Annotated in this window: 25 protein-coding genes; 19 read left to right on the top strand and 6 right to left on the bottom strand. The window is 44.7% G+C overall.

Annotated elements, in window-relative coordinates; genetic code table 11:
- The first annotated feature begins 162 nt into the window (after positions 1-162).
- Both arsJ and R7093_RS22470 read left to right on the top strand, forming a co-directional pair.
- Positions 163-1,380 carry an organoarsenical effux MFS transporter ArsJ gene (gene arsJ, locus R7093_RS22475; protein WP_017636081.1) on the top strand — a complete coding sequence of 406 codons (1,218 nt, stop codon included), beginning with the start codon at positions 163-165 and terminating at the stop codon, positions 1,378-1,380.
- A 283-nt stretch (positions 1,381-1,663) separates the two neighbouring features.
- The gene (locus R7093_RS22470; protein WP_017636080.1) at positions 1,664-2,677 is read left to right on the top strand and encodes an acyltransferase; all 1,014 of its coding nucleotides are present in this window, start codon (positions 1,664-1,666) and stop codon (positions 2,675-2,677) included.
- On the opposite strand, the gene R7093_RS22465 is transcribed toward R7093_RS22470, so the two are convergent.
- The gene (locus R7093_RS22465) at positions 2,674-3,003 is read right to left on the bottom strand and encodes a DUF2500 domain-containing protein (RefSeq protein WP_005389668.1); all 330 of its coding nucleotides are present in this window, start codon (positions 3,001-3,003) and stop codon (positions 2,674-2,676) included. The genes R7093_RS22470 and R7093_RS22465 overlap by 4 nt on opposite strands.
- A 327-nt stretch (positions 3,004-3,330) precedes the next feature.
- Between R7093_RS22465 and R7093_RS22460 the strand changes: the two genes are divergently transcribed.
- The 4 genes from R7093_RS22460 (at position 3,331) to R7093_RS22445 (ending at position 6,384) form a co-directional block, all read left to right on the top strand.
- Positions 3,331-3,699, top strand: coding sequence for a hypothetical protein (locus tag R7093_RS22460; RefSeq protein ID WP_005378717.1), 369 nt, complete (start codon positions 3,331-3,333; stop codon positions 3,697-3,699).
- Between the two features lie 1,081 nt (positions 3,700-4,780).
- Complete coding sequence (locus R7093_RS22455; RefSeq protein ID WP_005389670.1) at positions 4,781-5,401, top strand: lysoplasmalogenase; 621 nt, start codon at positions 4,781-4,783, stop codon at positions 5,399-5,401.
- 69 nt (positions 5,402-5,470) lie between these two features.
- Positions 5,471-5,692: a YecH family metal-binding protein gene (locus R7093_RS22450; protein ID WP_005378711.1), complete on the top strand. Its 222-nt coding sequence runs from the start codon at positions 5,471-5,473 to the stop codon at positions 5,690-5,692.
- A gap of 107 nt (positions 5,693-5,799) precedes the next feature.
- The gene (locus R7093_RS22445; RefSeq protein ID WP_005389671.1) at positions 5,800-6,384 is read left to right on the top strand and encodes a YhgN family NAAT transporter; all 585 of its coding nucleotides are present in this window, start codon (positions 5,800-5,802) and stop codon (positions 6,382-6,384) included.
- Positions 6,385-6,441: 57 nt separating this feature from the next.
- On the opposite strand, the gene R7093_RS22440 is transcribed toward R7093_RS22445, so the two are convergent.
- Entirely contained in the window at positions 6,442-6,708 is a 267-nt protein-coding gene (locus tag R7093_RS22440; RefSeq protein ID WP_005378704.1) for a DUF1145 domain-containing protein, read from the bottom strand.
- Positions 6,709-6,733: 25 nt separating this feature from the next.
- The gene (rsmD, locus tag R7093_RS22435) at positions 6,734-7,333 is read right to left on the bottom strand and encodes a 16S rRNA (guanine(966)-N(2))-methyltransferase RsmD (protein ID WP_005378702.1); all 600 of its coding nucleotides are present in this window, start codon (positions 7,331-7,333) and stop codon (positions 6,734-6,736) included.
- 230 nt (positions 7,334-7,563) lie between these two features.
- On the opposite strand from rsmD, the gene ftsY reads away from it, so the two are divergent.
- The 6 genes from ftsY (at position 7,564) to glpG (ending at position 13,129) form a co-directional block, all read left to right on the top strand.
- A complete protein-coding gene (gene ftsY, locus R7093_RS22430) occupies positions 7,564-8,784 on the top strand; it encodes a signal recognition particle-docking protein FtsY (protein WP_318146812.1) in 1,221 nt (406 codons plus the stop codon).
- 22 nt (positions 8,785-8,806) lie between these two features.
- Positions 8,807-9,481 carry a cell division ATP-binding protein FtsE gene (gene ftsE / locus R7093_RS22425; protein ID WP_005378697.1) on the top strand — a complete coding sequence of 225 codons (675 nt, stop codon included), beginning with the start codon at positions 8,807-8,809 and terminating at the stop codon, positions 9,479-9,481.
- A complete protein-coding gene (gene ftsX / locus R7093_RS22420) occupies positions 9,471-10,439 on the top strand; it encodes a permease-like cell division protein FtsX (protein ID WP_213971076.1) in 969 nt (322 codons plus the stop codon). The genes ftsE and ftsX overlap by 11 nt, the downstream gene beginning before the upstream one ends.
- 176 nt (positions 10,440-10,615) lie before the next feature.
- Entirely contained in the window at positions 10,616-11,473 is an 858-nt protein-coding gene (rpoH, locus tag R7093_RS22415) for an RNA polymerase sigma factor RpoH (protein ID WP_005378693.1), read from the top strand.
- Between the two features lie 493 nt (positions 11,474-11,966).
- A complete protein-coding gene (glpE, locus tag R7093_RS22410; protein WP_005378691.1) occupies positions 11,967-12,287 on the top strand; it encodes a thiosulfate sulfurtransferase GlpE in 321 nt (106 codons plus the stop codon).
- Positions 12,287-13,129, top strand: coding sequence for a rhomboid family intramembrane serine protease GlpG (gene glpG / locus R7093_RS22405; RefSeq protein WP_017821294.1), 843 nt, complete (start codon positions 12,287-12,289; stop codon positions 13,127-13,129). The genes glpE and glpG overlap by 1 nt, the downstream gene beginning before the upstream one ends.
- Before the next feature lie 62 nt (positions 13,130-13,191).
- On the opposite strand, the gene R7093_RS22400 is transcribed toward glpG, so the two are convergent.
- Positions 13,192-13,602, bottom strand: a complete 411-nt coding sequence (locus tag R7093_RS22400) for a flagellar basal body-associated protein FliL (RefSeq protein ID WP_005378687.1) — start codon at positions 13,600-13,602, stop codon at positions 13,192-13,194.
- A gap of 161 nt (positions 13,603-13,763) precedes the next feature.
- Here R7093_RS22400 and R7093_RS22395 point away from each other — a divergent pair, with 161 nt between their 5' ends.
- A complete protein-coding gene (locus R7093_RS22395; RefSeq protein WP_005378686.1) occupies positions 13,764-14,303 on the top strand; it encodes a chorismate lyase in 540 nt (179 codons plus the stop codon).
- The gene (gene ubiA, locus R7093_RS22390) at positions 14,304-15,158 is read left to right on the top strand and encodes a 4-hydroxybenzoate octaprenyltransferase (protein ID WP_005378684.1); all 855 of its coding nucleotides are present in this window, start codon (positions 14,304-14,306) and stop codon (positions 15,156-15,158) included.
- Positions 15,159-15,222: 64 nt separating this feature from the next.
- On the opposite strand, the gene plsB is transcribed toward ubiA, so the two are convergent.
- Positions 15,223-17,649 carry a glycerol-3-phosphate 1-O-acyltransferase PlsB gene (gene plsB / locus R7093_RS22385; RefSeq protein WP_053307422.1) on the bottom strand — a complete coding sequence of 809 codons (2,427 nt, stop codon included), beginning with the start codon at positions 17,647-17,649 and terminating at the stop codon, positions 15,223-15,225.
- A 368-nt stretch (positions 17,650-18,017) separates the two neighbouring features.
- Here plsB and lexA point away from each other — a divergent pair, with 368 nt between their 5' ends.
- The 3 genes from lexA (at position 18,018) to dinF (ending at position 21,022) form a co-directional block, all read left to right on the top strand.
- Positions 18,018-18,638: a transcriptional repressor LexA gene (gene lexA / locus R7093_RS22380; protein WP_005378682.1), complete on the top strand. Its 621-nt coding sequence runs from the start codon at positions 18,018-18,020 to the stop codon at positions 18,636-18,638.
- A 184-nt stretch (positions 18,639-18,822) separates the two neighbouring features.
- Positions 18,823-19,617, top strand: coding sequence for a class I SAM-dependent methyltransferase (locus R7093_RS22375; RefSeq protein ID WP_318146811.1), 795 nt, complete (start codon positions 18,823-18,825; stop codon positions 19,615-19,617).
- A gap of 55 nt (positions 19,618-19,672) precedes the next feature.
- A complete protein-coding gene (gene dinF / locus R7093_RS22370; RefSeq protein WP_172563455.1) occupies positions 19,673-21,022 on the top strand; it encodes an MATE family efflux transporter DinF in 1,350 nt (449 codons plus the stop codon).
- Positions 21,023-21,079: 57 nt separating this feature from the next.
- Here dinF and sthA read toward each other — a convergent pair whose 3' ends face one another.
- Positions 21,080-22,510, bottom strand: a complete 1,431-nt coding sequence (sthA, locus tag R7093_RS22365; RefSeq protein WP_132937312.1) for a Si-specific NAD(P)(+) transhydrogenase — start codon at positions 22,508-22,510, stop codon at positions 21,080-21,082.
- Between the two features lie 263 nt (positions 22,511-22,773).
- On the opposite strand from sthA, the gene fabR reads away from it, so the two are divergent.
- A complete protein-coding gene (gene fabR / locus R7093_RS22360) occupies positions 22,774-23,415 on the top strand; it encodes an HTH-type transcriptional repressor FabR (RefSeq protein ID WP_005378632.1) in 642 nt (213 codons plus the stop codon).
- Positions 23,415-23,780, top strand: a complete 366-nt coding sequence (locus R7093_RS22355) for a YijD family membrane protein (RefSeq protein ID WP_005378634.1) — start codon at positions 23,415-23,417, stop codon at positions 23,778-23,780. Before fabR ends, R7093_RS22355 begins: the two co-directional genes overlap by 1 nt.
- The last annotated feature ends 130 nt before the right edge of the window (positions 23,781-23,910 follow it).

The raw sequence follows: 23,910 nt of genomic DNA, 5'->3' as shown, positions 1-23,910 counted from the left end.
AACTAATCAATTGTTTTTAAAGTGTATTTTTCTTTTTATTGATGTTGGGGCATTTTTTGAAAATCACAGTAACATTGTATTGGTCAATGTTGCTGTACAGGTTAGGAAGTATTTAGAACATGATGATCTAAATGCTTCTATCGCTGTACATATGAGGTCAATATGATTTCTCAATTAAGCAAAAGTATTCGTCAGTACATGTTAGTGACGTTTAACTATTGGAACTTTACGGTGACCGATGGCGCACTGCGTATGCTGGTGGTGCTCTATTTTCATGACTTAGGTTATTCCACGTTAGCTATTGCCTCACTGTTTCTTTTCTATGAATTTTTTGGTGTGGTGACAAACCTGGTTGGTGGTTGGTTGGGCGCAAGGTTAGGCCTAAATAAAACCATGAACATTGGTTTAGCGATGCAAGTGTTTGCGTTGCTGATGCTCGCAGTACCAAATGCATGGCTGACCATTCCTTGGGTGATGGCAGCGCAAGCTCTGTCGGGGATTGCCAAAGATCTGAACAAAATGAGTGCTAAGAGCGCGATTAAAACGCTAGTTCCAGACGAGCAGCAAGGGGCGCTCTACAAATGGGTAGCGATTTTGACTGGCTCGAAGAATGCACTCAAAGGAGCGGGCTTTTTTGTTGGTGGCTTGCTGCTATCTTGGGTGGGTTTTCAAAACTCGATGTTTATTATGGCGGGCGTACTTACATTAGTGTTTGTTTGCAGCATGATCTGGCTAGAAGCGGACATGGGTAAAGCAAAGAGTAAACCTAAGTTTCGCCAAATATTCTCCAAGTCTGAATCGATAAACATTTTATCCGCAGCACGCATGTTCTTGTTTGGTGCTCGTGATGTGTGGTTTGTCGTTGCTCTGCCTATTTATCTTGGTAGCGTGTTTGGCTGGGATCACTTGTGGGTTGGTAGCTTTCTCGCTACGTGGGTCATTGCTTATGGGTTTGTGCAAGGCTTTGCGCCGCGTATTACTGGCAAAGCGCAAGGTCGTGTGCCTGATGGTAGTGCAGCATTGGTGTGGGCAGGAGTCCTAGCGTTAATTACGGCTGGTATTGCTTATGGTGTGCAAATCGGTTGGCAGCCTGAATTGGTGATTGTGGTAGGTTTGATGATTTTTGGCGCTGTGTTTGCCATTAACTCTTCGCTGCACTCGTACTTGATAGTGAGCTACGCTAAAGGCGATGGCGTCTCGTTGGATGTCGGTTTTTACTACATGGCCAATGCGATGGGACGTTTGATTGGCACGGTATTATCGGGTTGGATCTACCAAGAGGCTGGTCTTGCAGCGTGCTTATGGGTTTCTTTTGCTTTCTTGGCACTGACGACGCTGATTTCAATTAAGTTGCCAAAAGCTGATGTTGCTACTGCGTAACTATCCCCAGTATCGCTATCTGTAGATGGTATAAATGGCTCCAAATCGGAGCCATTTTTGTTTCTTATGCGCCGTTTGCTGTAATCAGATTGTGTCGGTTTGGCATCGAGAGTGAATACTGATGCTTGGTTTTTGGTTCTCGTTAAGTGATTAGAGTGGTGATGAAATCTCCGTTGTAGGTCATTGTTGAGTTAAAAATAAGCAAAAACAGATTGTTAACCATTTCACTGGTTGAGATTTACCCTATGCTATAAACGATAAGCGACTCAAAGTAGGGAAAGGTATGAGAGAAAGGGTTCTGTTTTTTGATTTATTGCGCTGCTTCGCAGCGGTAGCAGTGATCGCCATTCACGTCTTGGCACCGTATCGAAATGAGTTAGGAGTGATTCCATTTGACCAATGGCTGACAGCGGTAGGCGTGAATAGCGTAACCCGCTGGGCAGTGCCAGTTTTTATTTTGATCACCGGAGCGCTAATGCTCAGTGACACTCGACCATTTGACGGTAAGTATTATATCAAAAGGCGTTTGGGCAAAGTTTTAGTTCCATTTCTTATTTGGTCGATGTTTTATGCATACCTTTCAGGTTGGACTTCTCAAGGCTTTGATTTTGAAACCGTAAAAGAGGTATTAAGCAATAGCCCATTCCACGCAACGTATTACCATCTCGGCTTTTTCTATTACTTTATACCACTGTATTTTGTGATTCCGCTGTTTCAATGGATGGTACGCAACGTGGATGACAACGTCTTGTATACCTATCTCGCATTTTGGCTTTTCACCAGCACACTGTTCTTGTTCAAGATTGATGGCCCTTGGAGTAATCAGATGTGGCTTTATATGGGTTACCTTCCACTGGGGTATGTTTTATTTCAAAAGGTACCTTTGAATCGCTCTATGGTGACCCTATTTGTTGGGCTAGGACTCGTGGCGTTGGCAGTGACCTTTACGATGGTTGTGACAAATAGCTTAGAGGCGGAGAAGTATACGGTTGGGCGCTGGCTCTCTTATAAAACACTGAATGTGATTCTAGCAGCTTCGATGATTTTTATGATCGGGCGTTACTTTGGTGAAGGCTTATCACCAAAAGTACAAAAAGTGGTAAGTGTGATCAGTCAGCACAGCTTAGGGATTTACTTACTTCATCCTATTTTCTTATGGCCGATGAAAGAGTTCGGTTGGTACACAGGACATCCTGCGTGGGTGATTCCAGTCTGGATCGTTCTAAGTGGAGCTGGAGCCTTGGCGATGAGCTATCTCTTTTCTCGTTCTGCCAAGACTCGTTGGTTACTGCCTTAACGTTTGATAGCGAAGTGAAGGAACTTGTTGCCGCGATAGGTCAGTGTTCCCTTATCTCCAGGATTGAGTGCATGGTAGTAATGCACTCCAATTTGGAATTCACGCTTTGGACCGATAGAACCACGTTGAACGTAAATCCAATACTCTTGATCGTCTTGACCTGGTGGTGCGTTTGGTATGTCTATCGCTTGTTTATCTAAAACCGTTACCTGCGCGCTTTGCTCTGGAGCGTCTTCGCCCACATAGTGCTTACTATAAAAACGGAAAAACACCCACGCGCCCAAGGCAATAAGGGCGAATAGGGCGACAATAAGTGAGATTGGCATATTAACCTCCAATGTTTTATCGGGTCCCATTCTACAGAACTCGCTGACGAAACGATGAGTTGAGGTAACTTATTCATAATCTAATGAAAGGGATATGGAGATTATTCGGCGCACTTCACGATTTATCTTAATGATGCACGATGAAATCGTCGCTTCATCTGCAAGCGAAGTCACTAAAGCTGAACGAAGCGGCTTTCACTTGTTAGGCTATATGAGCTCAAGGGCACAAATTGAAAGTAAAATTGCACTTAACGGCTCGAAAAAGCTCTAAATTTATAGAAGAATAAAAATAATGAACATAGGAAGGGTCTGGTAAGGAGGGTTACGATGTCAGATATTGAAAAAGTAGTCATGCGTACCCGAACGATCGAAAAACTTTTGCGTACTCAGTACCATGCAGAAGGGAAAGGGTTGCACCAACTTATTAATAGTTGTGAAGAACGTTTACCGCATGACGTGATAGCAAAGCTTCGATTCATCGCGACAGTGCGTAATAAAGTGGTGCACGAAGACGATTACAAGCTGGATGATCGTAAAGGCTTTATGGCGGCATGTGATGCTTGTGAAAAAGAGCTGACACCAAGAAGCTCTCGCTTTATTTGGCGTACAGCAATTTTGCTAATGACGTTGATTACGCTGGCCGCTCTTGGTTTCTACTATATGCACTGGGATATTTTGTCTAAGCACATTCAGTAGAGCAATACAGATAAATAAAAAAGGACGCATTTGCGTCCTTTTTTATTTTAAATCATTTGGTTAGTACATCATTGGCAGTGTCATTAAACCCACAACCACTGCAATCATAACCAGCCCTTGTTTTTGAGAAGATGAAATCATAACACTACCCCTTAATCTTTGATGAACTCGATGAATTTAATATAGCACTGTTTTTGGGGTTTGATCAACATATGCTCGTTAATCTTTTCAAAAACCACACTTAACTTGTCTGGTTTTACGTGATTCTGACTAATGAAACTATGTTTTTTGTCCTGTATTTAAAGTGTTCACATTGTTTTGTTTTTATCCTTTCTTGTTTTAAGTATTTGATTTTATAATGTTAAATGGTTTGTGGTGTTGGCTTTGTAATTGTTTTTTGTTTCGAATGGTATGTTGGATGTTTATTTTGTCTGTATTTCTCAAAAATTGAGAAAATTAAAGAATGTGCTATGAGGTTGCATCGTCAAATCGAAAGCATGGAGTGAGATTTTCTTACCTTATGAGAAAATATGGGCTTCAAAAGTGTTTAGTGATTTTATGGTTTATGAAGTCCGCACTTTTATCTGTTATTGAAATTATGATTTTATTTATCATTGACTTACTTTTCTTGTCTGATGTTTTTTTTACTGAATTAAGGTCGGTTTTCTTAGTTTTTACCCCTAATCATCAGTAGTTCCTCCTCTCTTAGATCGCTACTAAGACTATTTTCTATTTTGTGTCTGTTATTTATTCTTGTTGCCTGCATTACATACATCCTGGTGGTTTAATCGTCAGTTTGTAAAATGGCGGCTTACCTGGAGCACTTATCTGTTTTTCAGTTAAATAGTTTTAGAAAGCGCTGGTTATTGTGTCGTGTGATTTGATGGGTTCGGCTGATGAGCAAAGCTTGGCCCCAATGTTTAGTGGCATCATTCAGGCTCATCGGCTTTATTATTACGTAGGCTGAGGGTTACAAAATGTTTCGAATCGCTAGCGAGATCCAACTTTCGTAGATTGTGTCTTTACATCAAAACTGGTCTACCTAGACTAGCGGCGAGTTTAAGTAAAAGGTGTATACTGCATGTGGAGTTGGCTGGCGATAGGGCTATCAGGTGTGTATTCCGTGTTGGGAGCAAAGCAAGCTAACCCGACACAATCCCTCGTGTTTAAAATCTTTACTCTGCTACTTCTTCTTGTGTTGGTGTTAACTCAAGGTGCATCCGCAACATATACCTACTGGATTGCGGGTGGGCTGATTGTGTCTATGGTGGCAGATACGCTGCACTCGTTTAAAACTCGTAAGCTAATCTATTTTACGGCTTATCTGGTCGCCCAGGTATGCTACAGCAAGTCATTTTGGGTGCAGCTTAATGGTGAGATTGTCTGGTGGCTGTTGGCCCTGCTGCTTGCAGCGAGTATCGTGGCGTTCTTTTTGTTGCTACCTCAACTCGACTCTCTGGTATTCCCCGTTGTGATCATGGGGATGATGCTGGTTCAACTTGCTTGGGCAGCCGGTGAAGTTTGGTTACAAGTGCCGAGTTACGCCAATGCTATCGGCTTTAGCGGAACCTTAGTTCTGATCTATTCGGCGCTGGCATACGCGATACACGGTTATCGAAAACCGATGAAACACGCCTATTTGTGGGTGAGTGGTAGTTACTTTTTTGCTCATGCCCTCATTGTTGCCTCAATCATTTACTAATTTAAGTCAAAGCAGCTCTTGAGGATTTCAGTAAACTGAACGCATTGTTCTTAATAACTGGAGTCAATAATGAGTGAAATCCATGCTCACGAGCTGCTAAACCTACTTAGAGAAACGCCAATGGATCGCGAAGCCCTCACACAGCACTTTGGCGCTAGCGTTCGCTTTCACACCTGTAAACTGAATGATCTAGACTTAGATGCATTACTAGCATTTTTGCTCAAGCGCGACAAAATTCGTGAGCTTGAAGGTAAGTTTGTGGTCAATATGGCGCGAGTTTGTAATCACTAAAACGGCGGCTAAGATCGAGGGTGAATATGGTGTTTTCGCCCTCAGTCATATACTCATGTTGTCAGTTTGCTATACACTGGCCGCCATTTTTTAGGTGAGGCCAGAATATGGACATTCTTTCTGCAGCGACCATGCTGTTTCTAATCATGGACCCTCTCGGTAACTTGCCGATTGTGTTGTCTATTCTCAAACATATCGATCCCAAGCGTCGTCGTAAGGTATTGATTCGTGAACTACTGTTTGCCTTACTGATCTTGATGCTATTTCTGTTTGCAGGACAAAGCATCTTAAGTTTTTTGCATGTCCAGCCAGAAACGCTCAGCATTTCTGGTGGCATTATTCTCTTCATTATTGCGATTAAGATGATTTTCCCGAGTGCTGGCAGCATTACTGGACTGGCAGCAGGCGAGGAGCCCTTTATTGTTCCGATGGCCATTCCTATGATCGCGGGCCCTTCAGTGATTGCAGCCTTGCTTTTACTGTCTTCGCAACATCCAGAGAAAATGTTGGAAATGTCAGCATCAGTCGTAATTGCTTGGGGCGCAACATTTTTTATACTGATGTTTTATGGCTTCTTTAATCGCTTGTTGGGTGAACGTGGCTTGAAGGCGGTAGAACGCTTAATGGGCTTGTTACTGGTGATGATCTCCACTCAAATGTTCTTGGATGGTGTAAAAAGTTACATTGGGTGACGAACGAAACGCAGAAAAAAAGCCGCTCACAAGAGCGGCTTTTTCGTATCTGAGCGATTACATCATGTGTTTACGACGAATATCGAGTAGGGCAAAAATACCAAAAATCAGGATTGAATATTTTTCCCAACTGCTCATTTTTATTTTGTCGCCAAATGCACCAATGAAGATGGCCATTTGTAAACCGTGCATGATGAACAAAAAAGCGGTCATGATGTATAGCGCAATCGCGGCATTGCCGGGAAAGGGCATAAAAATATTTAGGATTAATACTAACCAAACAAAGGCGATAGCCGCTTTGGCCAGCATAATTAGTGCTTTCATTTAAGTATCCTTTTAAATCGAGGCGTTATGCGGAGGTACGTTCGTACAGACGATAGCTCACTTGGCCTGCTGTTTTTTCTCGATGTAATTGCCAGTTTTCTGGTAAGTCGGCAATATTGAGTTCTTTTTCTGTTTCAATATAAATCATCGCATCTTCCGCGAGCCAGCCATTTTGTTCTAGCAGAGCCACGGTCTCATCCAATAGACCTTTGCGAAACGGTGGGTCAATAAACACCACATGGTGAGCAGAACCCGGTTGCTTCAAAAAACTCAGTGCGTCGGTATTTACCACTTGGATGTTGTTCGCGTTAAGAGAGGCAACATTCTTTTGTAACTGTTGGAAAGCTTGTGGGTTTAGCTCAACCATGGTCACTTGCTCTGCTTGGCGCGAAGCTGACTCAAATCCCAAGCCGCCAGAGCCAGCAAACAAGTCGAGACATTTTGCCTGTGGTACATCTTGAGCTAACCAGTTAAACAGCGTTTCTTTGACGCGATCGGTCGTGGGGCGTAAGCCTTCAGCATCGTGTACAGGAAGTTTTCTGCCTCTCCATAAGCCACTAATAATGCGAACAAAGCCCGTTGTTGGCTTTTTTTGTGATGAGTTTTGCTGGCGACGTCTTACCATAGATTTTTTGACCGCTAATAAAGTGATACTATATCTAATCGCCCAAGCAATGAGCTTGGAGCTTGGATACAGCCCAGAATATTCAATATGACAGAGTGTAACACTAATAAGATTAGAATTACCTAATCGGAAAGTTTTCAGAACTTTGTCATTAGCCTTTTTTAGACAGATAATAATCTTGTCAAAAAAGAGTCATTAATAGATAAAAGAACAATCTAGGATAGCCCCAGATGACGGAAAAAAAGAAGCGCGGATTACTTTCGTGGCTAGGTTTTGGTGACGAAGAACAAAGCCCAAAACCAAAAACTGAAGAAACAGTAAAAGAAGAAGCAGTGGAAGCGCCTTCTGAAGAGCAGCAAATCGAAGCGGTTGCTGAGCAAGCGGAAGCTACGCTAGAACTTGAAGAAGAAGCGAAACAATCAGAGGCTGCCCCAGCAGAAGCAGAAGCAGAAGCAGAAGCAGAAGCAGAAGCAGAGGAGCCAGAAGTCGTATCGGCCGCGCCTCGTATTCAAGAACAAGAAAAGCCAACAGAAAGCTTTTTTGCTCGTCTGAAACGCAGCCTAAGCCGAACAAAAGCAAATATTGGTGCTGGCTTCTTCGGTCTGTTCAGCGGTAAGAAAATCGATGAAGACTTATTTGAAGAGCTAGAAGAGCAACTGCTTATTGCTGATGTGGGCATGAATACCACAACAAAAATCATCAACAACCTGACAGAAAAAGCCACACGTGGCGATCTGAAAGACGGCGAAGCCCTTTATGGTTTGTTGAAAGAAGAAATGGCTGAGATTCTTTCTAAAGTCGAACAGCCACTAGAAATCGATAGCAACAAAACGCCTTACGTCATCTTGATGGTGGGTGTAAATGGCGTGGGTAAAACCACGACCATCGGTAAGCTAGCGAAGCAGTTCCAAACTCAAGGCAAAAAAGTGATGCTTGCAGCGGGCGATACTTTCCGTGCCGCAGCGGTTGAGCAGCTACAAGTGTGGGGTGAACGTAATAATGTTCCTGTGATTGCTCAACATACTGGCGCAGACAGTGCCTCTGTTATCTATGATGCGATTGAAGCGGCAAAAGCACGTGGTGTGGATGTGGTGATTGCTGATACAGCAGGTCGTCTACAGAACAAAGCGAACCTAATGGAAGAGCTGCGTAAGATTGTACGTGTGATGAAGAAAATTGATGACTCTGCACCACATGAGATCATGCTAACGCTTGACGCAGGTACAGGACAAAATGCCATTAGCCAAGCGAAACTTTTCAGTGATGTTGCCCCTCTAACCGGGATTACTTTGACTAAGCTGGATGGTACAGCCAAGGGCGGCGTAATTTTCGCTATTGCTGATCAGTTCGGTATTCCAATTCGTTACATTGGTGTGGGTGAAGGTATCGAAGACTTGCGTCCATTTGAAACTCAAGAGTTTATTGACGCACTGTTTAGTCGTGAAGAATAAAAAGAGTTAGAGGAAATCAACGGTGATCAAATTTCAGCAAGTAAGCAAAGCTTACCGAGGTGGTCGACAAGCACTGCAAAAAGTCGATTTTCACCTGAGGCGCGGTGAAATGGCGTTTTTAGGCGGACATTCCGGGGCTGGTAAAAGTACCTTGCTGAAATTGATCTGCGCGATAGAGCGACCAACCGATGGCAAAATCCATTTTAATGGCCACGACATCACGCGTATTCCAGGCAAAGACATCCCTTTTTTGCGCCGCAATATTGGGATTGTTTTTCAAGATCATCGCCTATTGATGGATCGCAGTGTGTACGACAATGTCGCTCTGCCAATGCGTATCGAATCGATTTCTGAAAACGAAATCAAACGACGTGTTTCTGCGGCGTTAGATAAAACGGGCTTACTCGATAAAGCTCGTTGTCTACCTAGTCAACTTTCTGGTGGTGAGCAACAGCGCGTCGGTATTGCCCGTGCTGTGGTTAATCGACCAACGTTGCTGGTGGCTGATGAGCCTACGGGTAACCTTGACCCAGAATTATCCAACCGTGTGTTGCGTCTATTCGAAGAATTTAACCGTGCGGGCGTGACAATCTTACTTGCCACGCACGATGTGGGGTTAGTAAACACTCGCCCACAGTATCGTCATTTTGAATTGAACCAAGGCTTCCTAAGTGAGGTAGAAGACTATGGCAGGTAACAAGCACTCCCAAAAGAATGGGAAAGGCCGTAGTGCCAAGCGTGCGAATACCGATGGTTTTTTCTCTGTCCACGCAAAACAAGCTAAATCCTCTTTTAGCGCCTTATGGCAACGACCACTAGGCAACATTCTGACCCTAGCGGTCATCTCCATGGCACTTGCCATGCCAGCTTGTTTGTATCTATTGGGGAAAAACGTTGCGGGGGCAGCGGAAGATGTCGCTTCTCCTTCACAAGTTAGTGCTTACTTAGTTGAAGGCATGCCGGATGCGCGAGTGATGGTTCTCAAAGATCAAATTGAAACTTGGCCTTTGGTAAAAGAGGTAGAATATATTTCACCGCAACAAGGTCTATCTGATTTAAGCCAATATGCAGGGTTCGACCAAGCTATCAGTCTTTTAAGTGGCTATGCGCTACCTGGTGTGTTGGTGATTACGCCAGATTCGGAGCTAAAAAGTGATATTCAGTCATTAGCCAAAGACGTTCGAGAGCAACAAGATGTGACCGACGTGAGACTTGACGAAGACTGGCTGGCGCGTCTTGATGCCATCAAAACTCTCGCGAGTATTATTGTCATTACCCTGACAGTACTGATGCTCGGTGCGGTATTTTTAATCGTTGGCAATACATTGCGATTTAATGTGCTGGCGAATAAAGAAGAGATTCAAACCATGAAACTGATCGGTGCGACGGACAGTTTTATTCTGCGCCCTTACTTGTACACAGGCATGTGGTTTGGCGTGTTAGGTGCCACTATTGCGTGGTTGGTAACGGCTTTAGTGACCATTGTCATGAATAGTGCGGTGGAAGACCTTGCTGCGTTGTACGATAGCCAGTTCCGCCTGATTGGTCTAAGTTGGGATGAATCTTTGTTATTAATCATCATTGGGAGTCTTTTGGGATGTATTGCGGCGCGTTTTTCTGCGCAACGACATTTAAAAGAAATTGAACCAGTTTAAGTGATGGCGGTCTTATTACTTGGATTTCATTAGCACTAGCTAATTTTGAACCCTTGCTTAGACCAAATGTTTATGGATAATTGCTTCCCCTTCTTGAAACTTGTTCATTTTGAGTTCAAGATATCGAAGCTAAATTGCAATGTAATGCTCCAGATCAGAGATTGATGAGGAATTGAATGACAAAAGAAGCGTATCCGATGGCTCTAGTCACGCAAGATAGCCTTGATAGCTATATTCGCTCAGTAAACAGCTACCCAATGCTGACTGCAGACGAAGAGCGTGAGCTGGCAGAACGATTACACTATAAAGGTGAGATTGAGGCTGCAAAAGGTCTAATTCTTTCGCACCTACGATTCGTTGTTCACGTTGCTCGTGGTTACTCTGGCTACGGTTTGCCGATGGCGGATCTTGTGCAAGAGGGTAACATCGGTCTAATGAAAGCCGTTAAGCGTTTTAACCCAGAAGTAGGGGTTCGCTTGGTTTCTTTTGCTGTCCACTGGATCAAAGCAGAGATCCACGAATACGTGCTACGTAACTGGCGTATCGTGAAAATTGCGACCACTAAAGCGCAACGTAAATTGTTCTTCAACCTGCGTAAGTCGAAAAAGCGCTTGGGTTGGTTTAACAACGGTGAAGTGGAAACCGTTGCGCGCGAGTTAGGTGTTGAGCCTTCTGAAGTTCGCGAGATGGAATCACGCTTAGCGGCGGTGGATTCAACCTTTGATATGCCAACTGATGAAGACGACAGTTCAAACGCTTACACAGCGCCGATGCTATACCTAGAAGACAAATCGTCTGATGTGGCCGACAACATTGAAGCCGCCAACTGGGAAATGCACACCAACAATCGCTTGGGTCATGCATTAGCGAGTTTGGATGAGCGTAGTCAGCGCATCGTGCGTTCTCGTTGGTTAGATGATGAGAAAGCAACATTGCAAGACTTAGCTGATGAGTTCGGTGTTTCTGCCGAGCGTATTCGCCAGCTAGAAAAAAATGCAATGAAGAAACTAAAATTGGCCGTGGGTGAATTTTAATTTCCACTGCTAATTGAAAGTAAGATTTTCACAGAAAGCCGAGATCATGTGATCTCGGCTTTTTTATTGTCGATCGAAAATCGATAGCGTTTGCGATCCGGATTTTATGTGCTACCTGTGCATAACTCTGTGAAGTAATTATTTATCAACTGTTCGAAACCCGGACAAAATAAGGGATTCAAGCACTTTTCCATCTGGGGATAGTTATAGATATACACACAGTTAGATCAGGATCATCACTACATATTGTGGATCAAAAGATCCAAATACACTTTATCAACGCAATTCACAGCTTTATCCACAAATGGTTGGAATGTGTACACTTTTGAAAACCCTGATTATCCATGTGTCTAAGTTTGCCGTTGGATAGGTTACAATAGCGGCAGTATACCCAAGCAACTTCAAATATGGATTTTATGCTGTACCACGGGTGCTGATTAGTACGTTAGGTTCGAGGTTGCTTGGGTATATTAATAAGACAATGAGAAAGTAAATGGATCAGTTTAAGCATATCGATGTACAAGGTGCGCAAGCGCTGCTCGAGCAGGGTGATGCGAAGCTTGTAGATATCCGTGACCCTCAATCGTTTGCCGTTGCGCATGCGGAGTCCGCGTATCATTTAACTAACGATACGATCGTTGCGTTTATGGATGAAGTGGAGTTCGAACAACCTATTCTAGTGATGTGTTACCACGGCATTAGTAGCCAAGGTGCAGCGCAATATTTGGTTAACCAAGGCTTTGAACAGGTGTACAGTGTAGATGGTGGCTTTGAAGCCTGGCATCGAGCAGAACTACCGATAGTGAGAAGTTAATGAAGAGATTGGTAACGTTAAATAATCCACGTATGGCGCAAGCCTTTATTGATTATATGGCCTCTCGCCAAATTGACATCGAAATGATGCCAGAAGGAGATGGGCAGTTTGCGCTGTGGCTGACTGATAGCCAGCATGAAATAGAAGCGGAAGCCGAACTTAAGCAGTTCCTTGCTAATCCGTCTGATTCAAAATACAGCGCCGCCTCGTGGGACGTTGCCGATACTCGTAAGAGCACATTTCATTATTCCAGCCCGAGTATCATAAGCATGGTCAAAGCGAAAGCTGGCCCCATGACTTTGCTGATCATGACAGTCTGTATCATCATCTACTTGTTACAAATGTTTGGCTTTGGCAATGGCGTGTTTAAGTTGTTGCACTTCCCGGCTTTTGAGGGGCAACAATGGCAAGTGTGGCGATGGCTAAGTCATGCGTTACTGCACTTTTCAGTAACTCACATCGTGTTTAACTTACTATGGTGGTGGCAGTTGGGTGGCGACATCGAACGTCGTCTCGGTTCCGGTAAGCTATTGCAACTCTTTGTGGTGTCGGCAGCGCTTTCAGGGGCAGGCCAGTTCTATGTTGAAGGGGCTAACTTCGGCGGCTTGTCTGGCGTGGTCTATGCACTGCTTGGTTATTTGTGGATACTGGGTTACCGCTTGCCACATTTAGGCCTTACGCTACCCAAGCCAATCATCGTCTTTATGTTGGTATGGTTAGTTCTTGGTTTTGTGCAGCCATTTATGGCGATTGCAAACACCGCTCACTTAGTTGGGCTACTGTCGGGGATGGCGATTGCGCTGTTTGATTCAGGCAAGATGAAATACCAACAGCAAGCCTAAAGCAGATGAAATGAAAAGACCGCTCAAGAGCGGTCTTTTTTATGTTCAAAACGGATTTGGGTTTATTGATAAAGGTATTTTGTAAACAACAAATCGGCAATGATGGTTTTACCTGTTTCAGGCAAAAGCGTTTCGTTGAGGGTCGTCACTAAAGTTTTGCGCAGATCTTCTCGGCCAGAAAGGGACTTAATCGTATCTTCTGTTTGCTTACCCAATAATTCAATCACTGCATCGCGAATCAAAGGTTGGTGATGCTCAACAACTGATAAATCTTGTTGACTCATTACCATGATGTCGATGCGCACTTGCACATAACCTAACTTTTTGCCTTTGGTGTAAAAGTTAGTAGTGAGATCAGGCTCTAGGGTAAAGTATGCCAACTTAGGTCCAGCTTCTTCCGTTTCAGCCCAACTTGGTGCGGCGAATAGTATGGTTAACGCAAAAATAATTTGGGCTATATAACGTTTGTACATATTTCTAACTTTTCTTTCTCTGGATCGCGATATTCGAATCGCTTCAGTCTTGATACAATGGGCCGTCTATAACAAATAACGGAACTTACGGTTACATACATTACTATGGACGGTAAGTTGTTGCTTTATTGTACGCATAAAGCCTCCAATTGAATACTAGTATGAATCAGCCAACATCACTCTATCTTGCTTCTTTATTGGAAGTAGAGTGGCAAAACCCCGAAGAATTCGAATTTCCAAATGAATTTGCCAAGCACTGGCTTGAAGAGCAAGGGTCTTTGTCACGTCGTTTAAAACAGCACTGCCAAGCGTTAACGGTAGAATTGCTACAAAATCAGATCGTCACTGCAGCGACATTAAAACAGGACGAAAGCCAGTTATTGTCCGAACAAGATTGCTTACTGAGAGAGGTAATTTTGTGCGGTGACAATAATAACTGGGTTATTGGGCGGACATTGATTCCTCGCTCAACCTTAGTTGATCAGCAGTATGATTTGGCTCAACAAGGGGATATCCCATTAGGACTAACTGTGTTCAGCGCAGATAACGTTGAGCGGGACTCTTTGCAAATGGGATGGGTAGCCGTACCAGAAGGACGTTTGTTAGCGCGACGCTCAAGGTTGTGGATGAATCACAAACCGATGCTAGTCGCCGAGCTATTCTTATCTAATTCACCAGTTTACGCTAAGGAGACAGTGTAAATGTCCGCAGAAAAAGCCAAAGCATATTGGCAACTGATGCGCATGGATCGCCCGATTGGTTCACTGTTACTGATGTGGCCAACGATTTGGGCGCTAATTATCTCAGCCCAAGGGATGCCGAGTTGGGATGTATTTATCGTGTTTGTATTGGGTGTATTCCTAATGCGTAGTGCGGGGTGCGTGATTAATGATTTTGCAGATCGCAAAGTCGACGGCCATGTAAAGCGTACTAAGCAACGTCCACTGCCATCAGGGAAAGTGACAGCAAAAGAAGCGATTGGATTATTTTTGGTTTTGGGTATCAGCTCGTTTTTGTTAGTGCTGACCATGAACCCGCTGACGATTCAGCTATCCTTCGCTGGCATTGTGTTGGCGTTCATCTATCCATTTATGAAGCGTTACACTCATATTCCACAGCTATTTTTAGGCTTGGCTTTTAGCTGGGCGATTCCAATGGCGTGGGCAGCACAAACTGGGGAATTACCATTGATTGTTTGGTTTTTGTTCCTCATTAACGCTTTGTGGACCATTGCGTACGACACTCAATATGCGATGGTAGACCGAGATGATGATCTAAAGATTGGCATTAAATCGACGGCAATTCTGTTTGGTCGTCATGACAAGCTTATTATTGGTGTGTTGCAACTGATTACACTCGCGATGTTGGTTTGGTTAGGGCAGTTCTACCAATTGGGACAAAGTTACTACTGGACCCTTTTGATTGCAGCGTCGTTGTTTGTTTATCAGCAGCACTTAATTCGTCACCGTGAGCGTGAGTTGTGCTTTAAGGCTTTCCTTAACAACAATTATGTTGGCATGGTGATAGCGATAGGGTTACTGGTCGCATTTTGGTAAGCGAAGAAATAGAAAAAGGCATCCGATTGGATGCCTTTTTTCTTATTGGAAGAAGGTAAAACGGTTACGACCGAAGTTGGTGAATACTCTCTTCGATCGTCAGTTTCACTTCTGGATAAAGCAGAGTGAACAGTAGCCGTGCAAATTGCTGCGTTTTCTTCGTGTCACAGTTACCATCGTTATCGAGGTATTTTTGCTGTTTGAGCGTATTGAACATCGCGGTAAACACACCTTTATCGAAGAATTCTGGCGCATTAATACCGTGCAAACGCCCTAAGCGCTGAGCAATATCTTGGCTCTTCTGCTCTAGGTCCGATTTACCGAGTTCAGGGTAAGCAACAAGCAAGTTCATCGCGATAGAGTAGCGTTGCAGCGTTTCAGTTATCGTGCGACCTAACAGAACCAAAGGCTGGTTGTTCGACTGATTGATTTCCAGCTTATCACCATCCAGACTAATCATTTTCTGATCGGCAAATTCATGCAGTGTTTTAACGACCAATTCATCCAACTCGTCTTCTTGGTAGCTTAAGAACAGCTCTTTCTTCAGGAATGGGTAGATTTGCGCGACATTCGCTTGAATCTTGGCTACCGAAAGGTTGCGCTGACGAATGAGCATTTGGGCAATTAATGACGGCAGAGCGAACAAGTGAATGATGTTGTTGCGATAGTAAGTCATCAGGATGGATTGGCTACGGTCCAGCGAAATGATGTCACCCATGCTATCGGTTTCAATCACGAACTTATCAAGCGAAATTGCATGATCGACCAACTCCTCAGCACTTTCGGTAGGGATAGTGGAGGTGCTTGAGTACGGATTATTTTTGAGTAGCTTTAAGTAACACTCGATCTGATTGATCAGCGAGTCACGAGAAAGTGCACGTTGACGAGAAGCAAGCAGTGCGGTTGCACACAAGGTCAACGCGTTTGCTGCCGCCGCATCATTGATGTGCGTCATCATCTTATTAGCGAGGTCGTTCACCACAGGATTCATCCATTGTGGTTTGTTACCACCCATGCTGTCGATGTCTTTCGTCCACTCAGGAGCATGCTCGTTCAAGTATTGGTTGAGCTGAATTGGCTCACCGAAGTTCACATAGCCCAAACCAAAGTTACGCAGTTTACGCAGAGTACGCAGTACAAGCCCTGCGTTTTCTTTCTCTTTGCGTTTGCCACGCAGCTCTTTCGCGTAAGTGCCCACTTCCATTACGTGCTCGTAGCCGATGTAGACCGGCACTAGCGTTACTGGGCGGTTTAAACCACGTAGCATTGCTTGGATGGTCATAGCCAGCATACCCGTTTTCGCTTGCAGTAAGCGACCTGTACGTGAACGACCACCCTCACTGAAGTACTCGACTGAATAGCCTTTGGCAAACAGCTCTGCTAGATACTCACGGAAAATGGTTGAGTACAGTTTGTTGCCTTTAAAACTACGACGAATAAAGAACGCCCCACCACGACGGAAAAGAGGGCCGGCCGGGAAGAAGTTCAAGTTAATGCCTGCCGCAATGTGCGGAGGCACCATGCCTTCATGGTATAAAACATAAGACAACAGCAGGTAGTCCATATGACTACGGTGACAAGGAACGTACACAATTTCGTGGCCGTCTTGCGCTAAACGACGCACAGTCGAGGCGTTATTGATGTGCAAACCTTGGTATAGTTTTGTCCATAACCAACTCAGGATGCGGTCGCCGTTTTTCACCAGACTGTAGGAGAAGTCGGCGGCGATTTCATCCATGATGTCGTGGGCTTCTTTACGTGCCTTATCAATCGAGATGTTTTTGCTCTTGGCTTCGTCAGCAATCGCCAGTTCAATAGCTGGAGACTTTAGTAAACGAGCAAACAACACTTGGCGTTGTGGCAGGTTTGGGCCTGAAGCAGCCAGTTTCTGGCGTGAGAAGTGGATACGCGCCACGCGAGCCAGTTTGTGCGCAATTGCGCTGTCGGTACCGTGAGAGTCTGCCATATAACGCAGAGATACCACGGGACTAAAGCGAACTAAGCAGTCGCGTCCCGCCGCCATTACCGCTTTGGCTTTTTGCGGACCATTCATCGGTTGAAGGTAAGGCTTTTGGTTCTCTTCTTTACCTGGCTTACGCCCCCAAAGCACGGTTGCAGGTATCATTTGAACATCCAACTCACTATCCAGCTTGTGCAGTTCCAGTAAGTCAGTGAACAGAGAGACAGAATCGGTTGGGACATCATTATCGTTGTTCATCACAGTTGGACGCGCAGCGATAAAGACGAAACGGTTCAGCGTTTTGCCATTGATTTCCAGCGGGCTGAGCGGGTCGGGTAGACCAAGGCTCATGGCTTGTTTTTGCAGTGTCAGCAAATCCACGTTCGAGCGGAACGGCAGGGCATATACAATCGGTTTAGTTAGGTCGATGTTCAGATCTTCAATCGGGTTCGACGGGATTGTGGTGCCCTTTACCAGTACCGATAAAGGTAGTTTTAGTAATGAACGTGAAAATGATTGTCCAGAAGACATAAAGTTCACAGCCTCAATAGGTATTCAAACAGGCCTAACCTTATTTCAGTTTCCGCTTTGCATGTCTTCTCTATAAAAAGAGATTAGTAGGGCAATAGAAATAAGCCTAGGCGATAAAATTTAAGCGCTGCAAGGATACCAGAAACTGGTCAAACCTTTTAATTTTATTGGCTGTAAATTAGTCGAACCCCTAAGTTATTGCTTTGACTTGATTAACTGAAAAGTCGGTGTTTTAAACGAATAAAGAATGAACTTAATCGGTAAGCTGAAAGCTCTCCACAAATAAATTAAAAAACAACCAATTGGGTTTTCATTTGAGCATTTACTGGATATACTCACAGTTAACTGTATAAAAAGACAGGTGAAACATGAAGCCGTTAACGCCACGCCAACAACAAGTCTTCGATTTGATTAAAAGTAAAATCGATGACACCGGAATGCCACCAACTCGTGCAGAGATTGCGCGTGAGCTTGGCTTCCGCTCTGCGAATGCCGCAGAGGAACACCTAAAAGCGCTTGCTCGTAAGCAAGCAATTGAAATTATTCCAGGCGCTTCTCGTGGGATTCGTATCCTGCTTGAAGACGCTGCCAATGATGAGCAGGGTTTGCCTTTGATTGGTCAAGTCGCAGCGGGTGAGCCAATCTTGGCTCAAGAGCACGTAGAGGCGCACTACCAAGTCGATCCTGCGATGTTCAAACCGCAAGCGGATTTCTTACTTCGTGTAAATGGCGAGAGTATGAAAGACATCGGGATTATGGATGGCGATCTGCTCGCGGTGCATAAAACCCAAGACGTGAGAGACGGTCAAGTTGTCGTTGCGCGTGTTGATGATGATGTGACTGTGAAGCGTTTGGAGCGCAAAGGTTCAACCATATTACTGCATGCTGAGAATGAAGAGTTTGCCCCAATCCAAGTGGACTTAACGTCTCAGCACCTTACGATTGAAGGCTTAGCCGTTGGTATTATTCGCAATACCGATTGGATGTAAGTGTGTTTAAGCAGCCCAGTTCATCTGGGCTGCTTTGTCTTTTCTCTTTTTCTACTTCCTCCAAAAGCTTGCTCATCATCTTGACCTTGTTTGTTTAGACCAATTTATAAGCTTGATAATGTAATTGATATTCATTATCATCTTTATTAATGTCTATGTTTTCTCTCTGGCGCAGGAAATGCCCATGTCTCAGTCTAAACATCAAGTTCCTAACCATTTATTAAAGCCACTGTTATTGCGTAGCCGTGAAAGCATGGTCGACAATGGCTTGGTGTACGATCCGATAGCTGCTAAAGCGTGTTTGAGCTGTAAGATGGCGCCGGATTGTTTGAGTGGTGATATTGCGCAGAAGCAATTGCTGCACGTGACGCTGACTCAGCTTTGTGACCAGCAGGTTAGTCACTTCTTACAGCAGTATCCCGATGCTTGGATAATCAATGTCGGAGCGGGGTTGGATACCCGCTTTTATCGTTTGGATAATGGACGCTGCCATTGGATAGAGCTGGATGTGACGGAAAATTTGGTATGGCGTCAGCGCTTGTTCCACAAAAATGAACGCTATGAACATCGCTGTGGCAGTGTGGATGAAATGTCGTGGCTAGAGACGTTAGCTATTCCAGAGCAAGCACCGGTACTCATTTTATGTGAAATGGCACTGCTCGATTGCACAGAGCGTCAAGTCGCGAAATTTATTCAAACCTTAGGTCGACATTTTGTTTCTGCTGAACTGTGTATGGTGCTGGCAGGAGATTTAACGGAAATCAAGTGGGGGAAAAAGCTTGGCTCTGATCGTTATGCTCATGGCTTTGAAGCGCCTGCAGCACAGATATTGCAATGGTTACCATGGGCACAATGGGCGAAAGCTTTCTCGCCATTCGATAGATTCTGTTCTCGTTGGAAAGCTTGGCAGCGTTGGCTTAATAAGATTCCAATGTTGAAGCATCGCCTCACGCCAGTCCTCGTTCACATCAAGTGGTAATTGGCTAGTCGTTAAGCGCTCAGGTACACTCGTCGATCTTACTGATGAGGTGCCTGTGACAAATTCAATCTTCTCTCCTTTATCTAACCCAAAAGTTCATCGCCAAGTCTTAGCTTTAGCGATACCTATGGTGCTGTCGAATATTACTGTCCCATTGCTCGGTTTGGTCGATGCTGCGGTGATTGGTCATCTAGACCACGCTTGGTATTTGGGTGGTGTTGCGTTGGGCAGCACCATGATCAGCGTGACGTTTTGGCTGCTTGGTTTTTTGCGTATGTCGACTACTGGGTTGGCGGCGCAGTCCTTTGGCGGTGAAGACCGAAAGCAACTTGCCTTGGTGTTTATGCAAGGCTCACTTATGGCGCTGCTGTTTGCGTTAGTCTTCCTTATTGCCCATAACCCGATTGCTGATTTGATCTTTGGCTGGAGTGACGCCAGCGCAGAGGTAAAACACTACGGCATGCAATATTTCTCTATCCGTGTGTGGAGTGCCCCCGCAGCGCTAATGAACTTTGTGTTGTTGGGGTGGCTGCTCGGAACGCAAAATTCCAAAGCACCAATGTGGATGGTGATCATCACCAACGTGACTAATATTGCCCTCGATTTGTTGTTTGTGATTGGTTTGGGGTGGAAAGTAGAAGGCGCTGCGCTGGCATCAGTGATTGCTGACTACTCAGGCATGGGTTTTGGTCTCATGTGTGTCTGGAAAACCTGGCGAGAGAGACAATTACCATCACCTCAAAAGTTGCTAGCCAGCACTCAACACGGTTTAGGGCGCTTCGTGAAATTGAATCGCGATATTTTCTTGCGCTCTTTGTGTCTGCAAGCGGCTTTTAGCTTTATGACGTTCCAAGGTGCGAGCTTTGGTGATGAGGTTGTCGCTGCAAATGCGGTTCTGATGAGCTTCCTGATGATTATCTCGTATGGCATGGATGGCTTTGCTTACGCAATGGAGGCCATGGTCGGGAAGGCGATTGGTGCCAAAGATAGGCAACAATTGAGTGAATCGCTTGTCGGCACTTTCTTTTGGAGTTTGGTTATTTGTTTAGGACTGACCGCGCTCTTTGGTTTGGCGGGATCGCAGTTGATCGCCATGATCACTTCAATTGAGGCGGTACAACAGCAAGCAGCGGTGTATCTACCTTGGCTGGTGGTGATGCCACTTGCGTCGATGTGGTGCTTTCTATTGGATGGCATTTTTGTCGGTGCAACCAAAGGCAAAGACATGCGCAATAGTATGTTTGTCGCGACCAGCAGTTTCTTTGTTGTCTTTTACTTATTCGCCGAGTGGGAAAATCACGCGCTGTGGTTTGCAATGACGAGCTTTATGTTGATGCGGGGTATTGGTTTAGGGGTTATCTTTCTCTACCAATGGCACAAGGATACCTTCCTCGCACAATGTTGATATAAAAACAGCAGGTCCAAGCCTGCTGTTTTTCTGTCTGCTATCAAGAAGCATAGATTAGAACAAGCGGTTCAAACCATTCAACGCAGCGACACGATACGCTTCGGCCATTGTTGGATAGTTGAAGGTGGTATTGACGAAATACTCGATGGTATTCGCTGAGCCTTTTTGCTCCATAATGGCTTGACCGATGTGGATAATTTCCGCGGCACGTTCGCCAAAACAGTGAATCCCTAAAATTTCTTTGGTTTCACGATGGAACAATATCTTCAAGCTACCGATGTCTTTCCCTGCGATCTGTGCACGAGCTAGATGCTTGAACGAAGAGCGTCCTACTTCATACGGTACTTTCGCAGCTGTTAGCTCTTGCTCGGTTTTACCCACAGAGCTAATCTCTGGGATGGTGTAGATACCCGTTGGAATATCATCAATCAGATAGTTTTCTGCCTGACCTTTCGTAATGGCTTGTGCGACAAATCGCCCTTGGTCATAAGCGGCGCTTGCAAGGCTAGGGTAACCGATGACATCGCCTACAGCGTAAATGTGCTCAATATCGGTTTGGTAGTTACGGTTTACTTTTAGTTGTCCGCGAGAGTCCGCTTCCAGACCCACAGCACCCAAATTCAACTTATCGGTGTTACCTGTTCGACCATTCGCATACAACAAGCAGTCCGCCTTCATCTTCTTGCCAGATTGTAGGTGAATAATCACGCCATCTTCTGTGCCTTCGATTTTTTCATAGGTCTCATCATTACGAATTACCACACCGCTGTTCCAGAAGTGGTAAGACAGCGCATCCGACACTTCGTTATCCAAAAACTCCAACAAGCGGTCTCGGGTATTGATAAGGTCGGTTTTCACTCCAAGGCCGCGGAAGATAGAAGCGTATTCACAACCGATAACGCCCGCACCGTAAATGATGATATGGCGAGGGTCGTGTTTCAGGCTCAAAATGGAATCACTGTCGTAGATGCGCTCATGCAAGAAATCTACGTCGTCAGGCTGATACGGGCGAGAACCCGTCGCGATGACAAACTTATCTGCAGAATAGATTTCTTCTGTACCGTCGCTTTGCATCACTGCAATTGAGTAGTTATCGATAAATCGCGCGGTTCCGAACAAAAGTGTGCATGAGTTACGGTCATAAAAGCCCTGACGAAGTCGAGTTTGCTTATCAATGACCGATTTAGCATGACCTAAAATGTCAGAAAATGTTGCATGAACGCTGGTGTTGTTTCGACAAAATAGCGGGTTGCTATTAAATTCGATGATGCGGCTAACGGCATGACGCAGTGCTTTTGATGGAATAGTACCCCAGTGAGTACAACCGCCGCCGACACTGCTTTCCTTCTCGACAATGGCAACATTCAGTCCCGCTTTGGTTAATCCCATTGCAGCCCCTTCTCCGCCAGGGCCACTACCGATTACGATCACGTCATAGTGATTAACATGCGCCATGATGCCTTCCTTGTTATATTTGCTTAACATTGCTTTAGCGCGATTTTAACTCATTTACTCTATTGGTACACGTCATGCCTGTTAGAGAGTGGAAGTGATCACGCAGAATCGACCAAAAGGGTGATTTGGTATGTTGTATGTCTATAAATTGCATCGAGAACATTGCAATTGGATGCATGCCAATAGTAACGTTCTCGGCGCTCAGAGCGAGCGAAGCAACATATCTTTCTCCGTAGGAGCAAATTGCGTTATATTGAGGCTCTTGTACCCTACAGAAAAAGAGCAAGTTAAGAATGAAATCGATGGGAATCCGCGCACAGCAAAAAGAGAAGACACGTCGATCATTGATCGATGCGGCATTTAGTCAATTAAGTGCGGATCGCAGCTTTTCCAGCCTTAGCTTGCGAGAAGTCGCCCGAGAGGCAGGGATTGCACCGACTTCTTTTTACCGCCACTTCAAAGATATGGATGAGCTAGGCTTAACCATGGTTGATGAAGGCGGTTTGCTACTACGTCAACTGATGCGTCAGGCGCGTCAACGTATTGTGAAAGAAGGTAGCGTAATTCGTACCTCGGTCGAAACCTTTATGGAATTCATTGAAAGTAGTCCGAACGTTTTTCGTTTGTTGTTGCGTGAGCGCTCCGGCACTTCTGCTGAATTTCGTACCGCTGTTGCTCGAGAAATCCAGCATTTTGCGGCAGAATTAACCGAGTATTTAATGAGCACCGGCGTGACCAGAGAAGAGGCGTATACTCAAGCAGAAGCGTCTGTGACTTTGGTTTTCAGTTCGGGGGCTGAAGCTTTAGATTTAGATCGACGTGAGCGCGATGAACTCGCCGAGCGATTGATCATGCAATTGCGAATGATAGCCAAAGGGGCCTATTGGTATCGCAAAGAACGTGAACGTAACCGATTAAAAGGCGGGATAGAATAATGTCGAATGGAAATAAATCTGAAAAGAAAACGCTGATTTTGGCACTGGTTGCAGGTATGTGTGGTGATGCTTTGTTGTCATGGTTGACCATGAGTGAAGTGTCTTTTTCAATCTTCCCATTGATTGCACTCGTACTGGCTGTACAAGCTCTTTACCAAGAGTACCTAAATAATCCGGTATCAGAAGATATCCCATTAGTTGGCTTGGCGTGCTTCTTCGTAGGTGCGTTTGGTCACTCTGCGTTTATTAAAGCGCAATACCCAGAAGCAGGCTCAAACTTCTTTGCGATCATGGTTTCAATGATCTTACTCGCATGGATTGGTAAGAAGCTAGGTTTTGTCAGTAAGAAGACTTCTGCGGAATAAGCAAACGAATCAAATAAAAAAAGCGAGCCATTGAGCTCGCTTTTTTTGTATTTGATGTGCCGTCCTAAATAAGGTTGACACTTTCCACCCCCAAAATTGGAGAGTGTTATGAAATCAACAACTAAAAGAA

The sequence above is a fragment of the Vibrio sp. 1580 genome, from assembly GCF_033340055.1.
This window is presented reverse-complemented; position numbering and strand designations above follow the sequence as displayed.